General features: G+C 43.1%; 13 protein-coding genes. 10 read left to right on the top strand and 3 right to left on the bottom strand.

Annotated features, from left to right (window positions below; genetic code table 11):
• Window positions 1–3: 3 nt before the first annotated feature.
• The gene (locus JKG61_RS16325) at window positions 4–603 is read right to left on the bottom strand and encodes an RNA polymerase sigma factor (RefSeq protein WP_202104021.1); all 600 of its coding nucleotides are present in this window, start codon (window positions 601–603) and stop codon (window positions 4–6) included.
• A 142-nt stretch (window positions 604–745) separates the two neighbouring features.
• Between JKG61_RS16325 and JKG61_RS16320 the strand changes: the two genes are divergently transcribed.
• The 7 genes from JKG61_RS16320 to JKG61_RS16290 all read left to right on the top strand — a co-directional run bounded on the left by JKG61_RS16320 (window position 746) and on the right by JKG61_RS16290 (window position 10,568).
• Entirely contained in the window at window positions 746–1,924 is a 1,179-nt protein-coding gene (locus JKG61_RS16320; protein ID WP_202104020.1) for a FecR family protein, read from the top strand.
• A gap of 147 nt (window positions 1,925–2,071) precedes the next feature.
• Window positions 2,072–5,704, top strand: coding sequence for a SusC/RagA family TonB-linked outer membrane protein (locus tag JKG61_RS16315; protein WP_202104019.1), 3,633 nt, complete (start codon window positions 2,072–2,074; stop codon window positions 5,702–5,704).
• A gap of 11 nt (window positions 5,705–5,715) precedes the next feature.
• Window positions 5,716–7,173 carry a RagB/SusD family nutrient uptake outer membrane protein gene (locus JKG61_RS16310; RefSeq protein ID WP_202104018.1) on the top strand — a complete coding sequence of 486 codons (1,458 nt, stop codon included), beginning with the start codon at window positions 5,716–5,718 and terminating at the stop codon, window positions 7,171–7,173.
• 7 nt (window positions 7,174–7,180) lie between these two features.
• The gene (locus tag JKG61_RS16305; protein ID WP_202104017.1) at window positions 7,181–8,050 is read left to right on the top strand and encodes a substrate import-associated zinc metallohydrolase lipoprotein; all 870 of its coding nucleotides are present in this window, start codon (window positions 7,181–7,183) and stop codon (window positions 8,048–8,050) included.
• 19 nt (window positions 8,051–8,069) lie between these two features.
• Entirely contained in the window at window positions 8,070–9,080 is a 1,011-nt protein-coding gene (locus tag JKG61_RS16300; protein WP_202104016.1) for a DUF4302 domain-containing protein, read from the top strand.
• Window positions 9,081–9,151: 71 nt separating this feature from the next.
• Window positions 9,152–9,976, top strand: a complete 825-nt coding sequence (locus JKG61_RS16295; protein WP_202104015.1) for a hypothetical protein — start codon at window positions 9,152–9,154, stop codon at window positions 9,974–9,976.
• A 160-nt stretch (window positions 9,977–10,136) separates the two neighbouring features.
• A complete protein-coding gene (locus tag JKG61_RS16290; protein ID WP_202104014.1) occupies window positions 10,137–10,568 on the top strand; it encodes a hypothetical protein in 432 nt (143 codons plus the stop codon).
• Window positions 10,569–10,713: 145 nt separating this feature from the next.
• Here JKG61_RS16290 and JKG61_RS16285 read toward each other — a convergent pair whose 3' ends face one another.
• Together JKG61_RS16285 and JKG61_RS16280 are read right to left on the bottom strand one after the other, a co-directional pair.
• Window positions 10,714–12,327 (bottom strand): RagB/SusD family nutrient uptake outer membrane protein, encoded by a 1,614-nt coding sequence (locus tag JKG61_RS16285; protein ID WP_237249515.1) that lies wholly within the window; start codon window positions 12,325–12,327, stop codon window positions 10,714–10,716.
• A gap of 18 nt (window positions 12,328–12,345) precedes the next feature.
• The gene (locus tag JKG61_RS16280) at window positions 12,346–15,279 is read right to left on the bottom strand and encodes a SusC/RagA family TonB-linked outer membrane protein (protein WP_237249514.1); all 2,934 of its coding nucleotides are present in this window, start codon (window positions 15,277–15,279) and stop codon (window positions 12,346–12,348) included.
• A gap of 335 nt (window positions 15,280–15,614) precedes the next feature.
• On the opposite strand from JKG61_RS16280, the gene JKG61_RS16275 reads away from it, so the two are divergent.
• The 3 genes from JKG61_RS16275 to JKG61_RS16265 all read left to right on the top strand — a co-directional run bounded on the left by JKG61_RS16275 (window position 15,615) and on the right by JKG61_RS16265 (window position 21,155).
• Window positions 15,615–16,187: an RNA polymerase sigma-70 factor gene (locus tag JKG61_RS16275; protein WP_202104012.1), complete on the top strand. Its 573-nt coding sequence runs from the start codon at window positions 15,615–15,617 to the stop codon at window positions 16,185–16,187.
• An 85-nt stretch (window positions 16,188–16,272) separates the two neighbouring features.
• Complete coding sequence (locus tag JKG61_RS16270; protein WP_202104011.1) at window positions 16,273–17,454, top strand: FecR family protein; 1,182 nt, start codon at window positions 16,273–16,275, stop codon at window positions 17,452–17,454.
• A gap of 170 nt (window positions 17,455–17,624) precedes the next feature.
• Window positions 17,625–21,155 carry a TonB-dependent receptor gene (locus tag JKG61_RS16265; protein WP_237249513.1) on the top strand — a complete coding sequence of 1,177 codons (3,531 nt, stop codon included), beginning with the start codon at window positions 17,625–17,627 and terminating at the stop codon, window positions 21,153–21,155.
• Window positions 21,156–21,164: the final 9 nt, after the last annotated feature.

The following is a 21,164-nucleotide window of genomic DNA, read 5'->3' as shown; positions in this document are numbered from 1 at the left end:
GACCTAGCGCTGTCGGAGCTGCTCTAAGAATAAGCAATACAGCATAATCTCTTTTTGATGCTGGATAACAAATTGCCGTAACGATTTCATCGCCAAAACCAGTTGATTGCTGATCGTAGCGGTCGAAATAGACAGGACTTCGCTCACTTCTTTGTAGCTCTTGCCTTCGATCTTGCAGAGCCTGAAAATCAAACGGCGCTGCGGAGGCAGTTGTTCAATGGCTGATTCTAATATCTGCCACTCTTCTTTACTGATGTAGTTTTCCTCAACCGAGCAGATGCTGTCATCGTCACCGCTACGTCCGATCTTATCGTGTATGGCCTGTGTACGGATGTTTTTGCGCAGCTGATCAATGGACATGCTGTTGGCAGCCTGCATAAAATAGGCGAATAGATTTTTATCCGGATCTATCTGATCATGTGAAGACCAGATCTTGAGAAACAGATTGTGGAGAATCTCGTCCGCCTCATCCGGATCTTTGACCAGGTAAAGGATACGACGGTACAGCGGACGGGAAAAGGCACGATAGATATGCTCAAATGCCTGTCGCTCCCCGCGGATAAAAGCATGTTGTATAGCGCTATTTATAGTGTCCTTGTACATCCTAGTGGTTGGCATAAAAATGGTTATGTGAATTTAATGTATTTAATCAGTTAAAAAAAATATATTTTTTTTTGCGGATGGAATAGTGAGTTTGTGATGGTGGTGCGTATATATACTAAAGACTAGCCAAAAAGAAGCGTATATGACGAACCCAAGGTTAAAAGTTTTAGTAGAGAAATACCTTTCGAATACCCTGACGAGCACAGAACGTACAGCGTTGATGGCTATGCTGGATGAGTTGCCGGATGAGCAGCTCGCGCTGTTGCTGCATAATATAGAGACACCGGATACCTATAGACCGGAGATTCCGGAAAATGAAATCTCGGATCGTTTGGACAGAATCAAAGAAAATTTGTTTGAGCAGTCCCCGGTTAGAATGTTGAATACAGATAAACCTAGGAAGGGAAGTAGCCCGGTCTTGTGGAAAGCCCTCGTGGCAGCCTGTCTATGTGCGGCTATAGGCTGGACACTATATCAGTGGAAAGGGCAGCCGCAGGAGGAGATACAGATCGTAGAAAAAACAGATGTGGATCCGGCAGAGCCTGTAGCATTGATCACACTGGCTACAGGGGAGACCATCCGCGTCGATTCGACCCGTGTCGGATTGATATACAGTAAGAATGGGCTGCATGTATATAAAAGTGAGGAGGGCGAAATTGTATACAAAGATAGTAGCATGGTAGATCAGGAACCGACTTACCTAACTATACATACGCCGAAAGGTGGTTTTACCAAATTGAAATTGGATGATGGAACGCTTGTCGAACTTAATGCGGCTTCCTCTATCCGGTATCCGACGAGTTTTGAAGGGGATAAACGTGATGTATTTGTAGAGGGAGAAGCTTTTTTCAAGGTACAGCATGATAAGGAGCGCCCATTCAGAGTGCATTCGCAGAAGCAGATGATCGAGGTATTGGGCACTTCATTTAACCTGATATCAGATGAAAAGTATGCAAAAACAACCCTGATAGAAGGAAGTGTGAAAGTTGTAGCAGAAGGCAAGGATTATTTTTTGAAGCCCGGACAACAGGCAGTGGTCTCGGATAAGGTGGTGGTTAAAGACGTGAAAGCCTCCAACTCGGTGGCCTGGAAGGACGAGAAATTTGTCTTTGACAACAGTTCGTTTAAAGAAACACTGAAGGAAGTGGAAAACTGGTATGATGTACAGATGGTGTTTTTTGACCCGGATATAGAGAATGTGCAGCTATCGGGGACGGTATCGAGGAATGTAAAGCTGTCTGAACTTTTAAAAGTACTAGAAATGAATACCAATTATAGGTTTGAAATTAGAGAAAGGAGGGTTCTTGTAAGACGATACTAGATACGGTAATAAAACAATACTGGAGGTGTTCCAGCACCCCCAGTAGACGGTTTAAAAACGATGAATGACTAATTACAAAAATTTTTAACCAGTACAAATATAAGGATTGTATACATAACTCCTTATAGATGTGCTTAAATCACAATTATGAAAAGACGAAAAGTGATTGTGTCCGCCTGTGGATTGGAAAATAGGCAGTGGACTATCTTCGCTCTAAGTTACCCAACACTTTTAGCAATGAAATTAACTACAATACTTGTGCTCTTGTTTTGTATACAGGCTTCGGCTAGTAGTTTTGGGCAGCAAGTGACGCTACATTTAAAAAAGCAGCGTCTGGAAGTTGCTCTGAATGAAATTCAGAAACAGACGGGGTATAGCTTTTTGATGAATTCGAGTCATTTTAAGAATGCAAATCCCGTGACAATAGAAGCAAATAAAACGCAGATGCGGAAGGTGCTCGACGAAATATTTGCCGATCAGCCTTTTAATTATATTATCTCGGATAGGATCATCACGGTAAATCCAGCTTCATTAAAAGAGGAAGAAATCCAGCAGCAGGAAATCTCCGGAAGAGTGGTTGATGCGGACGGTAGAGGTATAGCGGGCGTAACCGTTATGGAGGTCGGGACGAATAAGGCCACAAATACCAATGCTGATGGTCACTTTAAGCTTGTGGTAGGTACCGGAAACCTGAGGTTTTCCCTGATTGGACATCGCTCTGTAGAAAAAAGTGCGGTTAACAATATGGTGGTTACGATGGTATTGGACGATAAGGATATCGATGAGGTAGTGGTCACGGGTTTCCAAAGGATTAATAAAGAAAAATTTACCGGCTCGGTAAGTTCGGTGGATAAGAAGAATATCGATCGCTCGGGGGCTATCGACGTATCCCGGATGCTACAGGGAGCGGCCGCAGGGGTGTCGGTACAGAATACCTCGGGTACATTTGGAGCCACCCCTAAAATCCGTATACGGGGTAACTCGTCAATCTCGGCCAATCAGGAACCGCTCTATGTGATCAATGGGGTGGTTATTACCTCGCCATCGAATGTGTCGGTCAATCAGCTGTACAGTGGAGATCCGGCTTCGGTGTTAGGATCGGCTATAGCAGGGTTGAATGCCCAGGACATCGCTGACATACAAATCCTGAAAGATGGGGCAGCGACGGCGCTATATGGTACCCGTGCGGCTAATGGGGTCATCTCGATCACCACAAAGAAGGGCGCGTATAACACCAAAAATATCAATCTAAGTACGGCCCTGTCGGTGGGTGTAAAGCCAAATGTAGGCGAGTTTAACTTGATGAACTCCGCGCAGGAGATGCAACTGTATAAGGAAGTGTATGACCGGGGGTATTTTTCGAATGCCAACTGGCCGACCTTTACAGGCGCATTTACAGAGACCTACAGGCAGCTGGCATTACGGAATATTACGCTGGATGAGGCTTACGAGGAGTTGAATAGATCGGCTAAAGCGAATACAGACTGGTTTGATGTCCTATTCCGGAATAACTTGGTGCAGGAGCATAATTTGTCTTTTTCGGGAGGTGGCGATAAGCATACTTATTATGTGTCGGGAAGTATGGCCGATGATAATGGACAAGCGATCGGATTTGGAACAAAGAGGTATACAGCAGATATGCGTACTACACTCAACTTGACCTCTAAGCTAGACCTAGATATTAACTTGAACTGGAATACACGCGATCAGTCTACACCGGGTACCAATGAGTCTAAACAGTTGGCTTCCAGCAACTTTTTTGAGGTAACACGGGAGTTTGAGATAAACCCGTTCTTGTATGCTATGCGGACGAGTAGGACAAAATACCCGTATAACGCGGATGGATCGTACAGATACTACCTCGAAAATCTGGCTCCTTTTAATATCGTGGAGGAACTGGCGGAGAACTTTAATGATATCAAAGCACAGGAGATAAGGGCTATTATAAAACCGACGTATAAGATTACAAAGAATCTGACCTATAGTGGAACGTTTGCGGTTCGCAAGAATTCAAATCAGATCAGTCATATCGTAACCGAAAGATCAAATATGGCTAATGCATACAGGGTGGATTATAACAATGTCTTAAAAGGCCAAAATTCACTCTTGTATAGAGACCCGAATGACCCTTTTGGCTATAACGAGACCATTCTTCCGGAAGGTGGATTCCGCTATCTGTGGAATAATACGCAGTCTTTCTGGAGTGTGCGTAACCAATTGGCATACAACAAAACGGTGTTGGATCACAAATTTGATGTGTTGGTGGGATCCGAAATTGAAAAGACCTATGTGGATAGGGTGTATTCTAAAGCGTACGGTTATATGTACTATGGCGGAAGGATCGCGTCACCCTCTAAAATGTCGATGATCTATGCGATTAATAGGGATGATCCGACCTATGTGGAGCAGTTTCAGGATAGAAGAAACGTGGGTTTTTATGCGAATCTGCAATATACCTTCAAAGACAGGTATAACTTGGATATCTCGGGAAGACAGGATGGTAGCAATATGTTTGGCCGTATGCAACGGAGTAAGTTCTTGCCAAACTACGGCTTGGGATTCGCTTGGAATATAGACCGGGAGCCATTTTTTGAAAAGATAAACCGAAACCGTACTATCGATTACTTGAAATTTAGAGTGAGTCACGCCTTACGTGGAAATAGCTTCGAAACTTCACCAATGTTGGATGCCTCTATTTTCAACCTGCCACGGCTGGATGCCTCAAACAATGCCAAAGGGATCAATATACTAGCTCCTGAATTACATAACCTCGGGTGGGAGAAGGACTATACCACCAACTTTGGACTAGACGCTTCGCTATTCAATCGCCTCACACTGGCCTTAGAATATTATACCCGAAGAAATGTTGACCTAGTGGTTCCGTTTAATATCTCGCAGGAAGATGGCTTTACCTCCAAAAAAATCAATTTTGGATCCATGACCAATAAAGGGGTGGATATCACAGTGGGCTATAATAATGTGCTTAATAAGCAGGAGTTTAAATGGGATGTAAACCTGATCTATGGCTATGTGAAGAATGAGCTGGTGGATGGCGAGCTGCAGTCGGCGCTACTGGGCGAGATTACTAATCCTCTCGGTTATCCACTAACAGGGTATCCTAAGGAGGCTTTGTATGGGTATAATTTTGCGGGCTTGAATGCGGATGGTAGACCGATGTTTAATGGAGAGAATGGTCCCCAAAATGGACTTGTACGGTCATCGCGTGATAGGTCGTTAATTTCCTATCTGGGAACACGACAGCCCACCGGAACGGGATCTATCGCAAACTCATTCCAATACAAGGGACTGGAACTCCGTGTATTTATGACCTATTCGTATGGGCATAAGGTGTTTACCAGCCCTGTCGCAGAACGAACTTACAATGACTCTGGATCCAAATCTGGCGATCTAAACTACAGATGGCAGACGATCGGTGATGAAAATTATACGAATATACCGGGATTGGTGGGTACGATACAGCGTGTCTATCTGGGCTCTGTCGATAATGTCGATGAAATGGCTTATAACCGCAGCGATTTCCGTGCGGTCAATGCAAGTAATCTCCGGCTGAGCGAAATACTATTGGCCTATGACCTTGGTAAGACGCTGGGCAGACAATATCCATTTGTCAAAAATGCAAGGGTGATGCTATCGGCGAATAACATTTACTACTGGTCCAGCGGCAGGTTAAGAGGTGTGGATCCGGACTTGTACCTGAGTGGTGGTACGGCATTGCCGAACCCGAGGTCTTATACCATGCGTTTAATTTTTGGCTTTTAGAAGGAATGTACATGAAAAATTTTAATAAAATTATACTGTTTACTACACTATTGATAGGATTCAGCTCCTGCGAAAAATTCCTGGATGCCCCTTATGATAATCGTGTAGAACTAAATGATATAGATGATATTGATCTCCTTGTCAATAACGCGTATCCGATGCGTGCAGATTTATTTACAGAGATCATGACCGACAACCTGCACCATTATGCTACCACTATGCAGGCGAGTAACGGGGCGACTTATATTCCGTTATTTAAATGGGAAGATGAGTACTCGGACGCGATCACTACGGCGACTCCGACACACGCTTATTCCCATTATTACAAGAAAATATATGAAGCAAATCTGATTATAGAATCGGTAGCAGGTGTAAATGGTAATGAACTGCATAAAGATGCCTTACTGGGTGAAGCATTGGTGCTACGGGCATACGGTTATTTTTCGTTGGTCAATCTATTCGGGATGCATTATAACGAAGCTACGAATGAGACCAACCTGGGGGTGCCCTTGATTATAGAAGTGCCCAAAGAAAATAGAGGATTGTACGACAGGGCATCTGTAAAAGCGGTGTATGACCAAATCGATAAAGACGTGGAACAGGGACTTGCCTTGATGAAAAAGGGATTCTCGTTCTTGTCCCGTAGTCCATATCGCTTTAGCCTGGCAAGTGTGCATGCTTTTATGTCCCGAATCAATCTGTATAAAGGAAAATGGGAAGAGGCGGCGAAGTATGCCGATCTCGTAGTCGCCGATAGAGGGGTGGTGGTACGTAAGATGGCAGATGACGTATACCGTAAGACGAGTACCACAGAGCAATACTGGGCGCAGGAAATTATGAATCCGAGTATTCACCCGAATTTATTGCTCGTCAATCAGGTGACCTCGACTTTCCTTTGTCGGCCATTTGGCTATCGCTTGGGTGGTTTTTATATTGCGCATGATATTTTCTACAGTACACCGTCTACGGATTACCGAAAAGATCATTTTAGCGCAGGCGGAACGGTAATCGATAGTGTGGCACTGGTCGTCAAATATGGTAACCAACCTAATAACCCGAATGCACTGCAGGTGAGGTACGACTGCTTTACGATGGAAGAGGTGTTGCTGAATCGCGCAGAGGCCAATCTGCGCAAACCAAGCCCGGATATCGCAAAGTCTATGGCGGATATCGAAGCAATCCGTAAACAGCGGTTTTCAGCAACCAACTATAGTCCGTTGCCTACGCCAACGAGTGTAGACGATGCGCTAACAACGGTAATTAAGGAAAGAAAGCTGGAGTTATTGGGGCAGGGGCACCGCTGGTATGATATCAAACGATTGGGTATCGAGGTGGAGCATCGTACGATACGAACGGACGGTAAGACCGCCGTAATACTGAAGCCTAATGATAAGAGGACAGCCATACAAATACCGGTACAGGCGCGTGTAGGTAATCCACTATTGGAAGATCAATTAAACCCTAGATAATACGAAGATGAAAAATATTATTTATTTAATAACGGCGCTATTCCTGGTTACAGGATGTAAAAAGGATAATTATCCATTAGGGGATATCGATGAAACGGTCGATTATTTTTCGAAAAAACAGGTCAAACCGAAATCACAATGGAATGAGTTGGATTACTTATGTGATTCTATACAAAAGGCATACGGTGTAGAGATTATCTATGAGTATACGCCTAGAATAATTGCGGGAACTACATTTTTTATGCCTCCGCAGTATGATAAGGCATTGCCCTATACCAAGGTGATGCTGGACAAATTATGGTTAAATCTTATCAAAGAAAAACATCCGAAGTTCTTTAATAAGGAAACACCTATAGAATTTATTCTGGCGGGAGGGTTTGTGCATTTTAATGACCCAACGACGACAGCAACAGCAGCGGGTGCGGGGATGAATGCTCAATATTACCGACTTGGAATGGGGGGCGTCAATAACTTCTCGACCAGTAAAAGCTGGCTGTGGAATCATATTGTGACCTTATACCACGAACATGCCCATCAGATCGATCATAAGTATGGAAGAGGGGATGATTTTGATCGGGTGTCTCAAGGGAGGTATTATGGGATACCAGGCTATGCATCAGTTAACAATACAAATGCGCGTAAGGATGGCTTTTGGACAGGCTATGGTGGCTACGCACCTGAGGAGGATTTTGCAACAACGGTGGAGTATATGCTGAGACTTACTAAAGCGGAGCATACTGAGGAGATTAGAAAAAGCGGCAGTGCAGACCTAGAGGATAAGTATAAAATGATACACCAACGGTATGTGGATATGGGGGTGGACCTGCACGAGCTACAGGTACAATTGGACTCGGTGGTTTATAAAGTGAATTATTAATACAGTTAGCATAAGTAATATGGAAAAGATTATAAAATTTTTAGTTTTAAGTCTTATGGCTACGGTATTATATAGCTGTGAGAAGGACAACATCACTAACGCCTATTTTGAGGAAAATCCCGAGCGGATGGATAAAGTAGCGCAGGATTTGAAGTCTAAACTGGCATCATCACCGAATGGCTGGGTAATGATGGTGAAAACCTCGCTTAGTGCGGATGTATATACACCTATCGTCTTAAAGTTTGATACGGTCAAGAATAAGGTCGATGTGACGACTGTATATGGTGTTACAGCATCCACGGACTCCTACTTTCGGATAGCGAATGGAACAGGAGCCCCACAGCTTATATTTACCACGGGATCCATTATGTCTACCCTGTACCGCGTGGGGGTACAAGCGTCGGATATAACTGACCATATCTATAATGTAGTCAGTGTATCGGCAGATACCATAGCGATAAGGGGATATCGGAGTGGGGCGGTATATAAGCCTGAAGGAGGAGTGATTTTTAAAATGTTTAAACGACCCGAGGACTGGAAATGGGCTGAAAAGCCGATTACATTCGATTGGACATCGACAGAATTTACAAACAATGTCAATAGTGTGGTGGGAGAAATGAAATTAGAATATCTTAATGATAACACTACACTCACTACGCCATGGCGTTTTTGGAGTTGGGCTGATCCGACGGTGTATCGCATCCGTGACCCCTTCTCGATAGGATATAATATTGGTACAGGTGGATTTACGCCAATGAATTATTTCATTGTAACGGGCATCACTGCAACCGGAATTACGCCGACGACCAATATGACTGTCACTAATGGTCATAATGCAATATCGATGTATCCTATACCCTATAATACGGGCACTAATCAGTCTGTCGTGGCACTTGGTAAGTACTTAAAAACCCATTACCTGATCCTCAAAAACCAAACCCGTACGGGGAATAAGGTGAAAATGGAATTTGAGGCTTATGACAAAAAAGGAAAAGTTATTGTGAAGGCAACGTACGATAATTTGAGATGATTTATTTAATTTAAAAATGTGTTGTGTGAAGGGCCTGATGATCCGTCGTCAGGTCTATTTTAAAAAGTTTTATGCGCGTACTTCAGCTACTATTTATCCTGGTTTTTTGTCATGCCTGTGGTTTTAAAAGTGTAGACACGAAAAAAAGCAGGGAAGTTGTCATTCAGTTGACGGGATTGCCGGTGGACTCCTGTTCGTTCAGGATCAATCATATAATTACAGGGCAGGAGATATTTGTTAAAAAAGATGTCGATCTATCAAAACCGATTATAATTCCAGCACTCGAAGATGATATGTATATCGCTGTGTTTTCATGGCCCAGGACGTTGGTCTCTCATCAGGTTTTTAAGAGTAAGCAATTTGATAGAGACGAGGGCGTGGATATGTTTCAGCTGACGAAACCTTTATATGTAAATCAAGAACAGGGAAGCAGCTACCGTATCGACGTGGCTGGGGAGGTCGAGCTCGATCAACTGGAGCGGCAAGGGGCATCTATATTGCAATTTAAGAACGTCGACTGTAGTGAATGTGATCTCGCAGATCAGTATTGGAAACTGTTTAATGAATTCTTTGATAGGAAAGCCTTGTTAGTAGATAGTCTGAAAAAGGTGTATTATCACCATATCGATAAAAATGACCTGCAAAAAGGGAACAGTGCTTTTTTGGAACTGGAAGAGATGAAGAACCACCTGATGAAGGATGACCTGTTGGATGAAGAGTTAAAACAATTGATAGCTACGCATGTGGAGAGTAAGGTTTCTACCTTTTTTCTCTTTTATCAACTTTATAACTATAGGGAGTTTGATAAGTTTGAAAACGCCTTTCAGCTGTTGAAAAATGATGCCCGACAAAGCAAGTACTATGAGATGGTCAAAAAACAATACGATGCATTATAGCAGTAAGGCGGTAAAACTAAAAATTTGTTTCGTCTGGTTTAAAATGCTGATTTTTAGTCTTGTAATTTGTTTTTTATCTGGAGTCTATCAAGAATGTTTATGGACTGACTAAATATGGTCTAATAATTGTTTAGATACCCACATAAAAAATGAATAAACGATGAAAAGATTGATGAAACGCAACAGCTTATTAGCTGCATTATTTTTTGTATGCGCCGCTGTTCTATTGGCAAGTTGTAGTAAGGACGAAGACAAAGCTCCTGAAGGTGGGAGTATTGACGCTGCTGTAGGTACCTATGTAGGTACAATAGATATGTTGAATGCATCGGGAACGAAGTATTATGATGCGGAGATTATAGTGTCGAAAGTTGATGGTAAACACCTGAAAGTAGAAGCAAAGGCTGGTCAGCCTTATTCCAATATTACTGCAAAGACATTACAGGTGTCGGCGAATGGAAATATATCGGTACAGGCAAATGCTGACCCCAATGGTATATTGATATACACTGTTGCTGAAAAGAATCTTAAAATCGTAACGAAAGATACGAAAGCAGATGATATCGTATACAGCTTCGATGGAAAAAAACAGTAAGAAACTTAGATTTAAATAATGAGAACAGGTCGTGGCTATCTCAGGACCAAAAAGCATCAGCTTTATACTGATGCTTTTTTATTGTGTTATAATGAAATAGAAAGGTTGTATCATTGTGATCTGATATAACCCTAATGTCGAGAATCTAGTAACCGGGATTTTGCTTTAACCCAGGCTCTACTTTTAAGCTGCTCTCATGAAACGGCCATAAGTAGTTGAATGATTTGAACGTGCGGTCTTCGATTTTTAAAGACTCCAATTGTCCGTTTACTAATCTAGTATGTCCATATACAGGCTTATTAAGTACGTCCTCAGCAATTTTCCAGCGGATAATATCATCATAACGTACGCCTTCTCCAGCGAGTTCGATACGGCGTTCGTTGCGAATGAGATCTATCCACTGCTGTTGCGATTTGCCACTTAGTGTTACGTCGGCCACGGTCATATCCAGACCTCCTCTGCGGCGGATGTCATTGATACATTTTTTCGCTAATTCGTCTACATCATTTTGCATTATTTTAGCCTCAGCATAGGTCAAAAGAACTTCTCCATAACGTATGACACCAAACTCCATCTCTCCGGATGCACGGGAGTAATCTGCAGGGTCTACGAATTTTTTAAACCAGTAGCCCGATTTTCCAGCGCGGATTTTTTCGTAAGAGTAGGTACTGTTGGGGTCATAGATGTTGATAACTTCTCCATTGAATGTGTCGCCATTGGAAATAATACTTGCTGCAAATCTGGGATCCCTGTTTAGTTTCGGATTCAACTCGTATTCTTGCTTGGTATGTAGTGGACACTGATCAATGGGTCTACCTTGTAGGGTCCAGTATGAATCAACCAGGGATTTGACGGGAACCAGGTAGGCCTGTCCGGAGCCTGTTTTTGACTGGGGAGCTAGGTTTGTGAAAGAGAAGGTGGCAGCGGACGGATGACTTTCCTTATTGAACCGGAGAATATATTCTTTGTTGATTTTGTCTCCGGAATAATTGAATAAATTGCCATAATTACTGAAGAGCTCATACTTCTTGCTGTCCATAATCTCTTTGGCCAAGCGGGCAGCACGCTCGTAGTCACCATTGTATAAGGCATATCGCATAATAAGAGCTTTGAAGGAATACCTGTTGAACATGTAAGCATTTGTGGTATACGTGTCTTCGGGCAGACTGTTCGCAATTTCTTCAGCCATAGGAAAGAGGGTGCCTAAAATTTCTGCTTTCGATTTAGCAGGTTGCAAAGCAGTAGATAGGTCTGCTGGCTCTAAAAAGAAAGGAACATTGGCGTAACGACTGGTCAATTTGAAATAGTGCCAGCAACGTAGTGCCTCCAGTATCCCCTTGTATTTGACACGTATCGATTCGTCTTCCACAAAAGGCTTGTCAATGTTAGCAATAAAGGTATTCAACCGTCCAAGGTGTTTCATGTGAAGGTTGTAGTAATAACTTACGGTACTGGTATTGGAATTAAGGTTGCCATTGGCGATGGATTGATGATTGTCCCCCGCAGAACGGCTATAGGCATTGTCGGATTTGCCTTCTTCCATATAGAAGAAATTGGAACGAACTGTAGCGTTGTTGGCCGTATTGCTAAATACATCTAAATAACTACTATAGACCACCCGTAGAATATCAGCTTCGGTGCTAAAAAATTCTTCGAAATTAGTTGCTGTAGGATCGGTTTTATCTAGAAATTTATCACAGCTAGTCAAGCTTAGACCAGCTGATGCCATTAGTATATATATAAGTTTTGATGTTTTCATTTTCTTACAGTTCAAAGATTAAAATATAGAAGTCTTGATTCCAAAGGTATAGGTCGCCATACGCGGATAGCTTCCGTTACCGTCATATTTCTCAGGTCCGGTTGTGATTCCTACACGTTCTGGCTCAAGTCCTTCCCATTTGGTGAATGTAATAGCATCTTGAATATTGATATAGAATCTGGTGTTTTTAAAACTCTTGCCGATGTTTTTGACAGTATACCCCAGTTGAATCATTTTAATACGGAAGTACGAAGCATCACTCAGCCAGACGTCGCTGAGGTAGGTGTTGGTACTGGTACCTGTCCAGACACGTGGAAAACGGCTGTTGGGAGTGTCTGGTGTCCAGCGGTTGTCTGCATAGTATTGCATAGGTGCACCTAAGGCATTGGTCGCGTTGTCTACTAATACCGGAAAACCTTCTTGGCCCCGAATCCACCCCAAACGACGGCCTACACCTTGCCCAAGTACCGAAAAATCCCAGTTTTTGTAGCTCAGGTCTAAGCTGATAGAATAATTAAGGTGTGGAAAGGGATCCCCAAGATTGACCCGGTCTGCATCGTTTATGATGCCATCTCCGTTTTGATCAACATATTTGATGTCACCGGGAAGTGTATTGGCCATTTTGGCTGAAGTGTTGTTGACGTCATCGGCGTCACGGAAGAAACCATTGCTTTCGAATCCGTAATAGTTGTCGAGCGTAATGCCTTTATACCATATTTTATCATTGGTATCGCTGAAGATTAAGGTATCGGTGGGGTTGTGCCCTGCTTTAAGTACCTCATTTTTGTTGTCAAAGAATGATCCGCCGATACTGTAATTGACATTACCGATTTTATCACTCCATTTGGCAGATAACTCATACCCTTTATTCCTGACTTCTCCGATATTGACAGCTGTAGTTAAGGTGTGTGAACCGGTAAGTGGAGGCACAGGGAATAGATCGTAGATCAGATCATAAGAGAACTTGTCATAGACCTCGGCAGTGAAGGATAGACGATCTTTTAGCGTGCTGAGATCAAGCCCGATATTCCATTGTTTTTGCTTTTCCCAGGAGAATTCGTAGTTGGGTACCCGCATAGTCCAACCATACTGATTGACGATTTCTTCCCATAGGTATGGATCGACATTCTCATTACCGATAAGGCCATAGGATGCCCGGATTTTTAGATTGGATAGAGCCCCGCTGTTTTTGAGATCAGCTAAAAAAGATTCGTTGTGCGCATTCCACGCTATAGCGGCAGAAGGGAAAAATCCCCATTTGTGTTTGGGAGCAAATTTGCTGCTTCCATCCGCCCGGGCAGTAGCTTCTAAGATATAACGATTATCAAAGGAATAATTAAGCTTACCAAAGAAAGAGGCTTTTGAAACCTCACGATAGTCTGTGTAGGTATAATTCATAACTTCGGTACCCGCAGTAAAATAGATCTTGTCCTGTCCGTCGCGTAAATCATCGGTATAATTGACCAAAGCCCGTGCTGTCAATTGACTCTCACTGACCCCTTGTGAAGCTTCCACAAGGTTAGTCGCTATAGATATGGGTTTGCCTGTAATATCCAGATATTTGAATGTTTTGCGTGCTCTCTTGTTTGCTGATTTGCTGATCATATAGGAAATATTACCTTCAACATTCAGCTTACTGTTGATATTATACCTCGGACGGAGGTTGATGGTGCTCTGGTCACTCATATAGTTTTTTATACCCCCACGATTAATCCGCGCAACCGGGTTCAAATCGTTGTGCAGAATGTAGTGTTCCGGAAGATCGGTGTCGTAATACACTTGCTGGGTGGGATTCATACGCCAGGCAATTTTATATAAACCATGCCCATCGTCATTGTCTAATAAACGGTCATACTGGTATTTTTTTACATAGAAATCCGCTAAAAGAGAGAACTTGTTGGCGATATTGATATTGGTATTGAACCGTGCCGAGTATTTTTGGCTACCTTCAACCGCATTAAGTCCAGTCTCCTGAAGGTGACCGAGCATTAGGTTGAATGTACCTACACCGCCGCCGCCAGAAATATTAGCGCTTTGATTATGTACCATAGATGTTTTTGGCATGACTTCCTTCACCCAATCGACTGTTTTGATCGCTCCAGATACCGCTTTCTGTATGTCTTCGTCGCTGTATAAAGTGTTTTGCCCTTGGTAGGTTCTTCCTTCGTTGTTGAGGCGCATATAGTCGGCTGCATTAACAAATTCGGGTAAATCCACAGGTTTATTGAAACCGGACCAGGCATTGATGTTGACTTTGAATTGGCCCGTAGTACCTCGTTCTGTCTCGATGATAATTACACCATTGGCGCCTCTGGAACCATACATTGCGGCAGAAGCAGCATCCTTCAACACTGTCAGGCTTTTGATTTGATTAGGATCAAGGTCTTCTATGGATTGCTCCATTCCATCGACGATAACCAAAGGATCAGCATTTTGTAAGGTGCTTATTCCCCGGATGTTAATGCCTCCAAAAGTACTGCCCGGTAATGAGGTTCCTTGAAGCATGGTGACACCAGGTATGGTTCCGCTGAAAGCTTGCTGCATTTTTAAAAATGGACGGGTTTTGGCCTGTTCCATATTAAGCTGTGCTACAGAGGAGGCAACGTGTTGCTTGTCTACGCTGTTGTATCCCATGACGATTACTTCATCAATACCTACATTACTCTCGGCTAGGATAATATTCAGTTTCTTGTTCTCTTTGACAGGAACCTCTTGAGTTTCATATCCGACAGCACTGATAATGAGAATAACATTTGATGAGTTTGACTTAATATCGAAATTTCCTCCGGCATCAGTCTCTGCACCGATATTCGTTCCTTTGATTAGGATCGAAGCATTGGGAACTGGACGATTGATGTTGTCCTTGACAATTCCGGTCAAAGTCAAACTGGTCTGCGCATAAGCTCCTATAAATGAGCATACCATCACAAAAAAGAGTAAAAATCCTCTCATAGGTAAATAAATTAGATTAAAATAATTTAGATAATTATGTAACATATATGTTATATATATATTGCATAGATAGTAAAAACAAAGCGTAAAATAACAAAACGGAATATACTTTATTTAAAATTTAAGCTTTCTGATATTTTTTTATTGATTTTTTGCGTGTTTTAGCGAAGTTTACTTGACGTTATGTTTTGATTAAATTTCATTTTGTAACAAAATGAAGGGAGATATAATATTCTCTTAACATTGGTGCTGTATCTTTGGGCAGATTGGATTTTTAGATAAATGTCTATACCTTTATCCAAAATCTAAATTGGCAGCGACAATCGCCAGAACTCATGACTACAGATGCACAAGGTATATTGCTACGGATAAAGCAAGGTGATCGGCTCGCCTTCCGTTCGTTGTATGATGCTTATGCGCCATGGTTGTATGACCTGGGCTTTAAGTTGCTCAAAGATACAGCAGCAGCGGAAGAGTTGGTACAAGACTGTTTTGTGAAACTATGGGCCAATCGGGAGGAAATCCGTGAAGATCGGGATATATGGCCGTGGATTTATGTGATGGCCAAGCGTTTATGTTTTAATCAATTGAGGCATGCCCGTGTAACAAAAAAATATCTGGCACAGGTTGCTGATGTATTGGTCAACGATGTGGAACAGCGGCTGTATGTGCGGGAGCTGGAGAGCCAGTTGGAATATTCGATAGAAAGCCTGCCAGAGCAGCAGAAAAAAGCATTGCGGTTGAGCCGTTTGGAGGGATACAGCCACCAACAGATCGCTACGGAAATGGGCATATCGCCCAATACAGTGAAAAATCATATCACACAAGCACTCAAAAGTCTCAGAAAGACGCTGCCCCAAGCAGACTATAATTATTTGGTGCTTTTATCTCTTCTATTTTTGCACTAGTATCCAGGATCAATAATTTTTTTTACTTACCGACTAGTCGTACCCCACGAGTTAGGTGTACTAGGTATGATTAAGGTTAAGAAAATTGGATAAAAATAGATTACAATTACTTTTTGATAAATACTTGAATGGTACGCTGACCGAAGCAGAGGAGCGGGAATTGGATGTGATGATGGAGGGAATGGAAGAAACCGAGTTTTCTGATTTGGTGGATCGATCACTTGAATTGAATGGTAATAGTGCTTTTCAACAGGATATACTATTTGAGTGTATTATTAGTCGAACGGAAGATTTAGAGCCTGTTGTACGTATACCGTTATACCGCAGATGGAAGCAGCTAAGGCAAGTAGCTGCCGTTATTTTATTGGTGGGGTTGGTTGGAATAGTAGGTTATCAGTTATGGAATGATGGAGAAGAGAAGGGATTGGCAGAGTCTACAGTGCTGCAGCTATCTACAGATATCGAACTACCGAAGGACGATGCGCTGATAACACTAGCGGATGGAAAGCGACTGTCTCTGGCGGATGTTGGGCAGGATACGCTCCATTACAAAGGCTTGGCGCTGTTGCGCAGGGGCGATGGTACGATCATTATGCAGCAGAGCCAGAATAGCGATTTTTTTCAGGCCAATGAGAAACACCGCTTTGTAGCCCCGAAAGGAGTGACGCTACGTCTTATGTTGCCAGACGCATCTGTCGTCAATCTGAATTCAGATTCACAGGTAGAAATCTCTAGTTTATTTGGTAAGAAACAACGCGAGGTGACACTCTCGGGTGAAGCTTTCTTTGAGGTAGCCCACGATAAGGCTTTACCTTTTGTCGTGCATGCCAAGAATGCGGCGGTAACGGTATTGGGGACGCAGTTTAATATGTCGGCCTATAAAGCGGATAAGGGTGTGGCAACAACCTTGGTGTCGGGGTCGGTACAAGTGGATGCTGCACAAAGGCAGGTGCGTATCAAGCCAGGACAACAGGCTATGGTGAGCCACTCGGCGGTCATTGAATTGAATGAAAGAGTAGATATGGGCCAGGTGCTGGCTTGGAAGGAAGGTTACTTCCGATTTAAGGAAGAGTCTATAAAAAATATTATGACCGACTTGGCGAAGTGGTATCCTATTGCGGGAGTTGAGTTTAAAGCAGGGTCTACGGATTTATTTACAGGGAGTTTCAAGCGATCCAAAAAGCTGAGCGAGGTCTTGGCAAATATAGAACAAGTATCTGATTTACGTTTTGATATTCAAGAAGGGAGGGTAGTCGTGATGAAATAAGGACGGTTATCAGAACAGGAGAAGAGGGGATGCGCCAACACCCTCTCTTCGATAGTACCTGGAAATAGCATCAGTTTTGAATTAATAATATTTTACCAAATACCTATCAAATGTATAAAAATATTACCGCAATCGGAGGAGCTCACCGTCGATTGCTAACATGTTTACTCATGATGAAGTTATATTCATTTTTGTTGCTGGGTCTTTTCATGCAGGCAAATGGAAATACCTATGCACAAAAAGTAAGTCTGTCGGTAAAGCGAGCAGAGCTCGCTGATGTACTGACACAGATCCAAGAGCAGACCAATCTTGATTTTTTCTACAATAGCAGCCAACTGAGAGAAGTGGAGAAGATTGATCTGCATGTCAAGGATATGGACCTTAGGAAGGTTTTAGATGCTTGTCTGACGCCAAGGGGATTGTTCTACGTGGTGCAGAACAAGACGGTGTTAATAAAAAAAGCATCGGAGATGGAGGTTGCTAATTCAGAATTGAATGTACAGCAGAAACAGATAAAAGGAAAGGTGATCGATGGCAATGGTGCTCCACTAGCAGGGGCTTCGGTACGTCTACAGCAGAGTAATATTGCCGCAGCGTCACTGGCCGATGGTTCTTTTACGGTACCTGTTATACAGGACGAAGGGCAACTCCTAATTACAGCACTAGGCTTTGAGGACCAAGTTGTCCATTACAGCGTAGGAAAAGTAGTCGAGGTGCGTATGGTAGAGGTAACTAGTGATCTGGATGAGGTAGTCATCGTTGGGTATGGTGTTCAAAAGAAAGCCAATCTGACGGGGGCGGTCGCTCAGGTCAATGCAGAAGATATTGCATTGCGTCCGGATGCTAATATAGCTTCGACATTGCAAGGATTGATGCCCGGTCTGAATATCCAGATTAATAATGGAGACCCTGGGGCAACTCCAGATATCAATGTGAGGGGCTTCAATTCCATCAATGGTGGAAGCCCATTGGTACTGATCGACGGTATTGAGGGAGATATCACACGGGTCAACCCCAATGATATTGAATCGGTGACGGTGCTGAAAGATGCTGCTTCGTCGGCTATTTATGGAGCGAGGGGAGCTTTTGGGGTGATCTTGATCACAACTAAGAGTGGTAAAGCAGGTAAAACTGAAATCAACTATTCTAATAATTTTGCTTGGACAACGCCTGCGGCACGTACGGATTTTATAACGGATCCTTACGTTTATGCGAAGACGGTGGATGCAGCTATTTCGGGTTATAATGGAAGTAGCTATAGCCGGTATAATGAGATGGATTGGGAAGCGATCAAGATGGTGTCGAAAGGAGAAATAGCGCCGTTTTACGAGTTGCAGCCTGACGGAACTAACAAGTTTTTCTACCAGACGGATTGGTGGGATTATCTATTTCGTAAGTACCAAGCCTCTAACTTTCATAACGTATCGATATCAGGTGGTACCGATAAACTGAAAGGTTATCTCTCTGGCCGGGTATACGATAGGCAGAGCATCAATAATATCAATAAAGACGCTGGAATAGCACGCCAAAATATGAAGGCCAACTTGGTGTTTACGCCTTATGATTGGTTGGAAGTCTCCAATAACGTGCAGTTTATCAATGAGAATGATAAAGACTACGGTGGTTTTTCAAACGGGTTTGGTGGACTGTGGAGTACCACGACTTGGTATAACCTGATGCCTTTTTATCCGAATTTTGTCGATGGTATCCCTACGGATATAGGCACAGGCTCTGGCGGACAGGGCGGTAATGCCGGACTGGTATCGGGCAAGAGCTGGAGAAATATCGACACCGAAGAGTTTACCAATACGTTCCGTATCGTAGCGCGGCCACTGAAAGGGTTGGAATTCAACTTTGATTACAGTAATAGGATAGAGAACAAGAACCTGGCGTTGCGCCTGAATCCTTTTACCTATCTGGCTGGAAATAGGCTGACTCCACTCACGGTGGGGTTGAATCGTCTGGAGGAGCAACGTTCAAAGGACAAGTATAATGCGCTCAATTTTTTTGGAACCTATAATAAAACTATAGCGAATCAACACAATCTCCGGTTATTGTTAGGTTTTAACCAAGAAGAATTTGACCGGGATTTTATCAGTGCGAAGGGGGATGATCTGCTTTTAGAGGATCTATCCAACCTGTCGCTGTCTACCGTGATGAATGCGATGACAGGAAGTGCGAAAAATTGGGCCGTCCGTGGTTTCTTTGGCCGTTTTAACTACGATTATGAAGGTAAGTATCTGATGGAAATCAATGCGCGCTATGATGGATCATCGCGGTTCCCTAAAGATAGTCGCTGGGGCTTTTTCCCATCGGTATCTCTAGGATGGCAGATGGACCGCGAAAACTTTTGGCAAGATATAAAACCTTATGTGTCTTCTTTTAAGCTGAGGGGGTCGTATGGTAAACTTGGAAATCAGACGGTAGACGTGAATACATTTAAAGAACTGATGAAAGTGGAACGTGGTGGATGGTTGAATGGGGGGGATAGACTAACCGTTGCACAGATGCCAGGACCACTGCCGAGTGTGGTGACATGGGAGCGTACCAAAAGTTTGAACCTAGGAGCGGATATCGGGGTACTCAATAATAAATTGTTTGTCAATGCAGATTGGTACCGTAAGAATGTAGAGGGGATGTACCTTCCTGGAGAGCCTCTGCCGGGTGTATTCGGTGCTAAGGAACCTCGTGAAAACTATGCAGCACTGCGGAATGATGGATGGGAGGTCGCTGTATCTTACCGTGATAAATTTGACGTGGCGGGAGCACCTCTGCACTTTAACGTAACGGCGAATGTATCCAATTTTAAAGGTACAATCACTAAGTACAACAATACAAAAGGCCTGTTGAGCAGTTATTATGAAGGACAGCGCTTAGGTGAAATCTGGGGATATCGAGTAGCAGGGCAGTTCCAGTCCGACGAGGAGGCTGCGGCTTATCAAAGTCATTTTGATATACCAGGCGGAGCGCAGGCGGCAGTCAATCTGGGGCAGGTATATGACGATATACTAAACGTGATGCAGAATAGCGAATGGAGTCACCTACGAGCTGGAGATATCAAATACCTTGATCTGAACGATGACAGGAAAATTGATAAAGGAGACAATACATTAGACAATCATGGGGATCTGCGCCGTATAGGTAATGCTATGCCTCAATATCTCTTTGGGCTTAATCTGAATGCCAAATGGAAAAGCTTTGATTTTTCAACAGCACTGTCTGGTGTAGGACGTCAGGATTGGTATCCTACCGGTGAGCTGTTCTGGGGTACTTATCAAAGGCCTTACTTATCCTTTATCCGTAAAGATCTGATCGATAATGCATGGACACCAGATAAACCGGAGAACACCTATCCTCAAATCTATAGAGGCTACTCTTCGTTACAAGGTCGACGGTCGTTGTATGAAGTCAATGATTATTATCTGACTAATCTAGGCTTCTTGCGTGTCAAAAATATGACAGTAGGCTATACACTTCCACAGGAATGGACGCAGAAAGCTAAAATTGAGCGACTACGTGTATTTTTCAGTGGTGAAAACATGTTTACCTGGAGTTTTGGCAAATTGACGAAATACATTGATCCCGAGCAGGCAGGAGCAGGTGTAAGTTATTCGGCTCCAAAGGATGCAACACAGCGGGGAGACCAACGGGTATACCCTATGGGGAAAACGTATTCTTTTGGGGTAATGATAGGGTTATAAATAGGAGGA

This window comes from Sphingobacterium faecale (genome assembly GCF_016746095.1).
GTDB classification, from domain to species: domain Bacteria; phylum Bacteroidota; class Bacteroidia; order Sphingobacteriales; family Sphingobacteriaceae; genus Sphingobacterium; species Sphingobacterium faecale.
The sequence above is the reverse complement of the archived record's forward strand: the minus strand, read 5'-3'. Positions and strand labels throughout refer to the sequence as shown.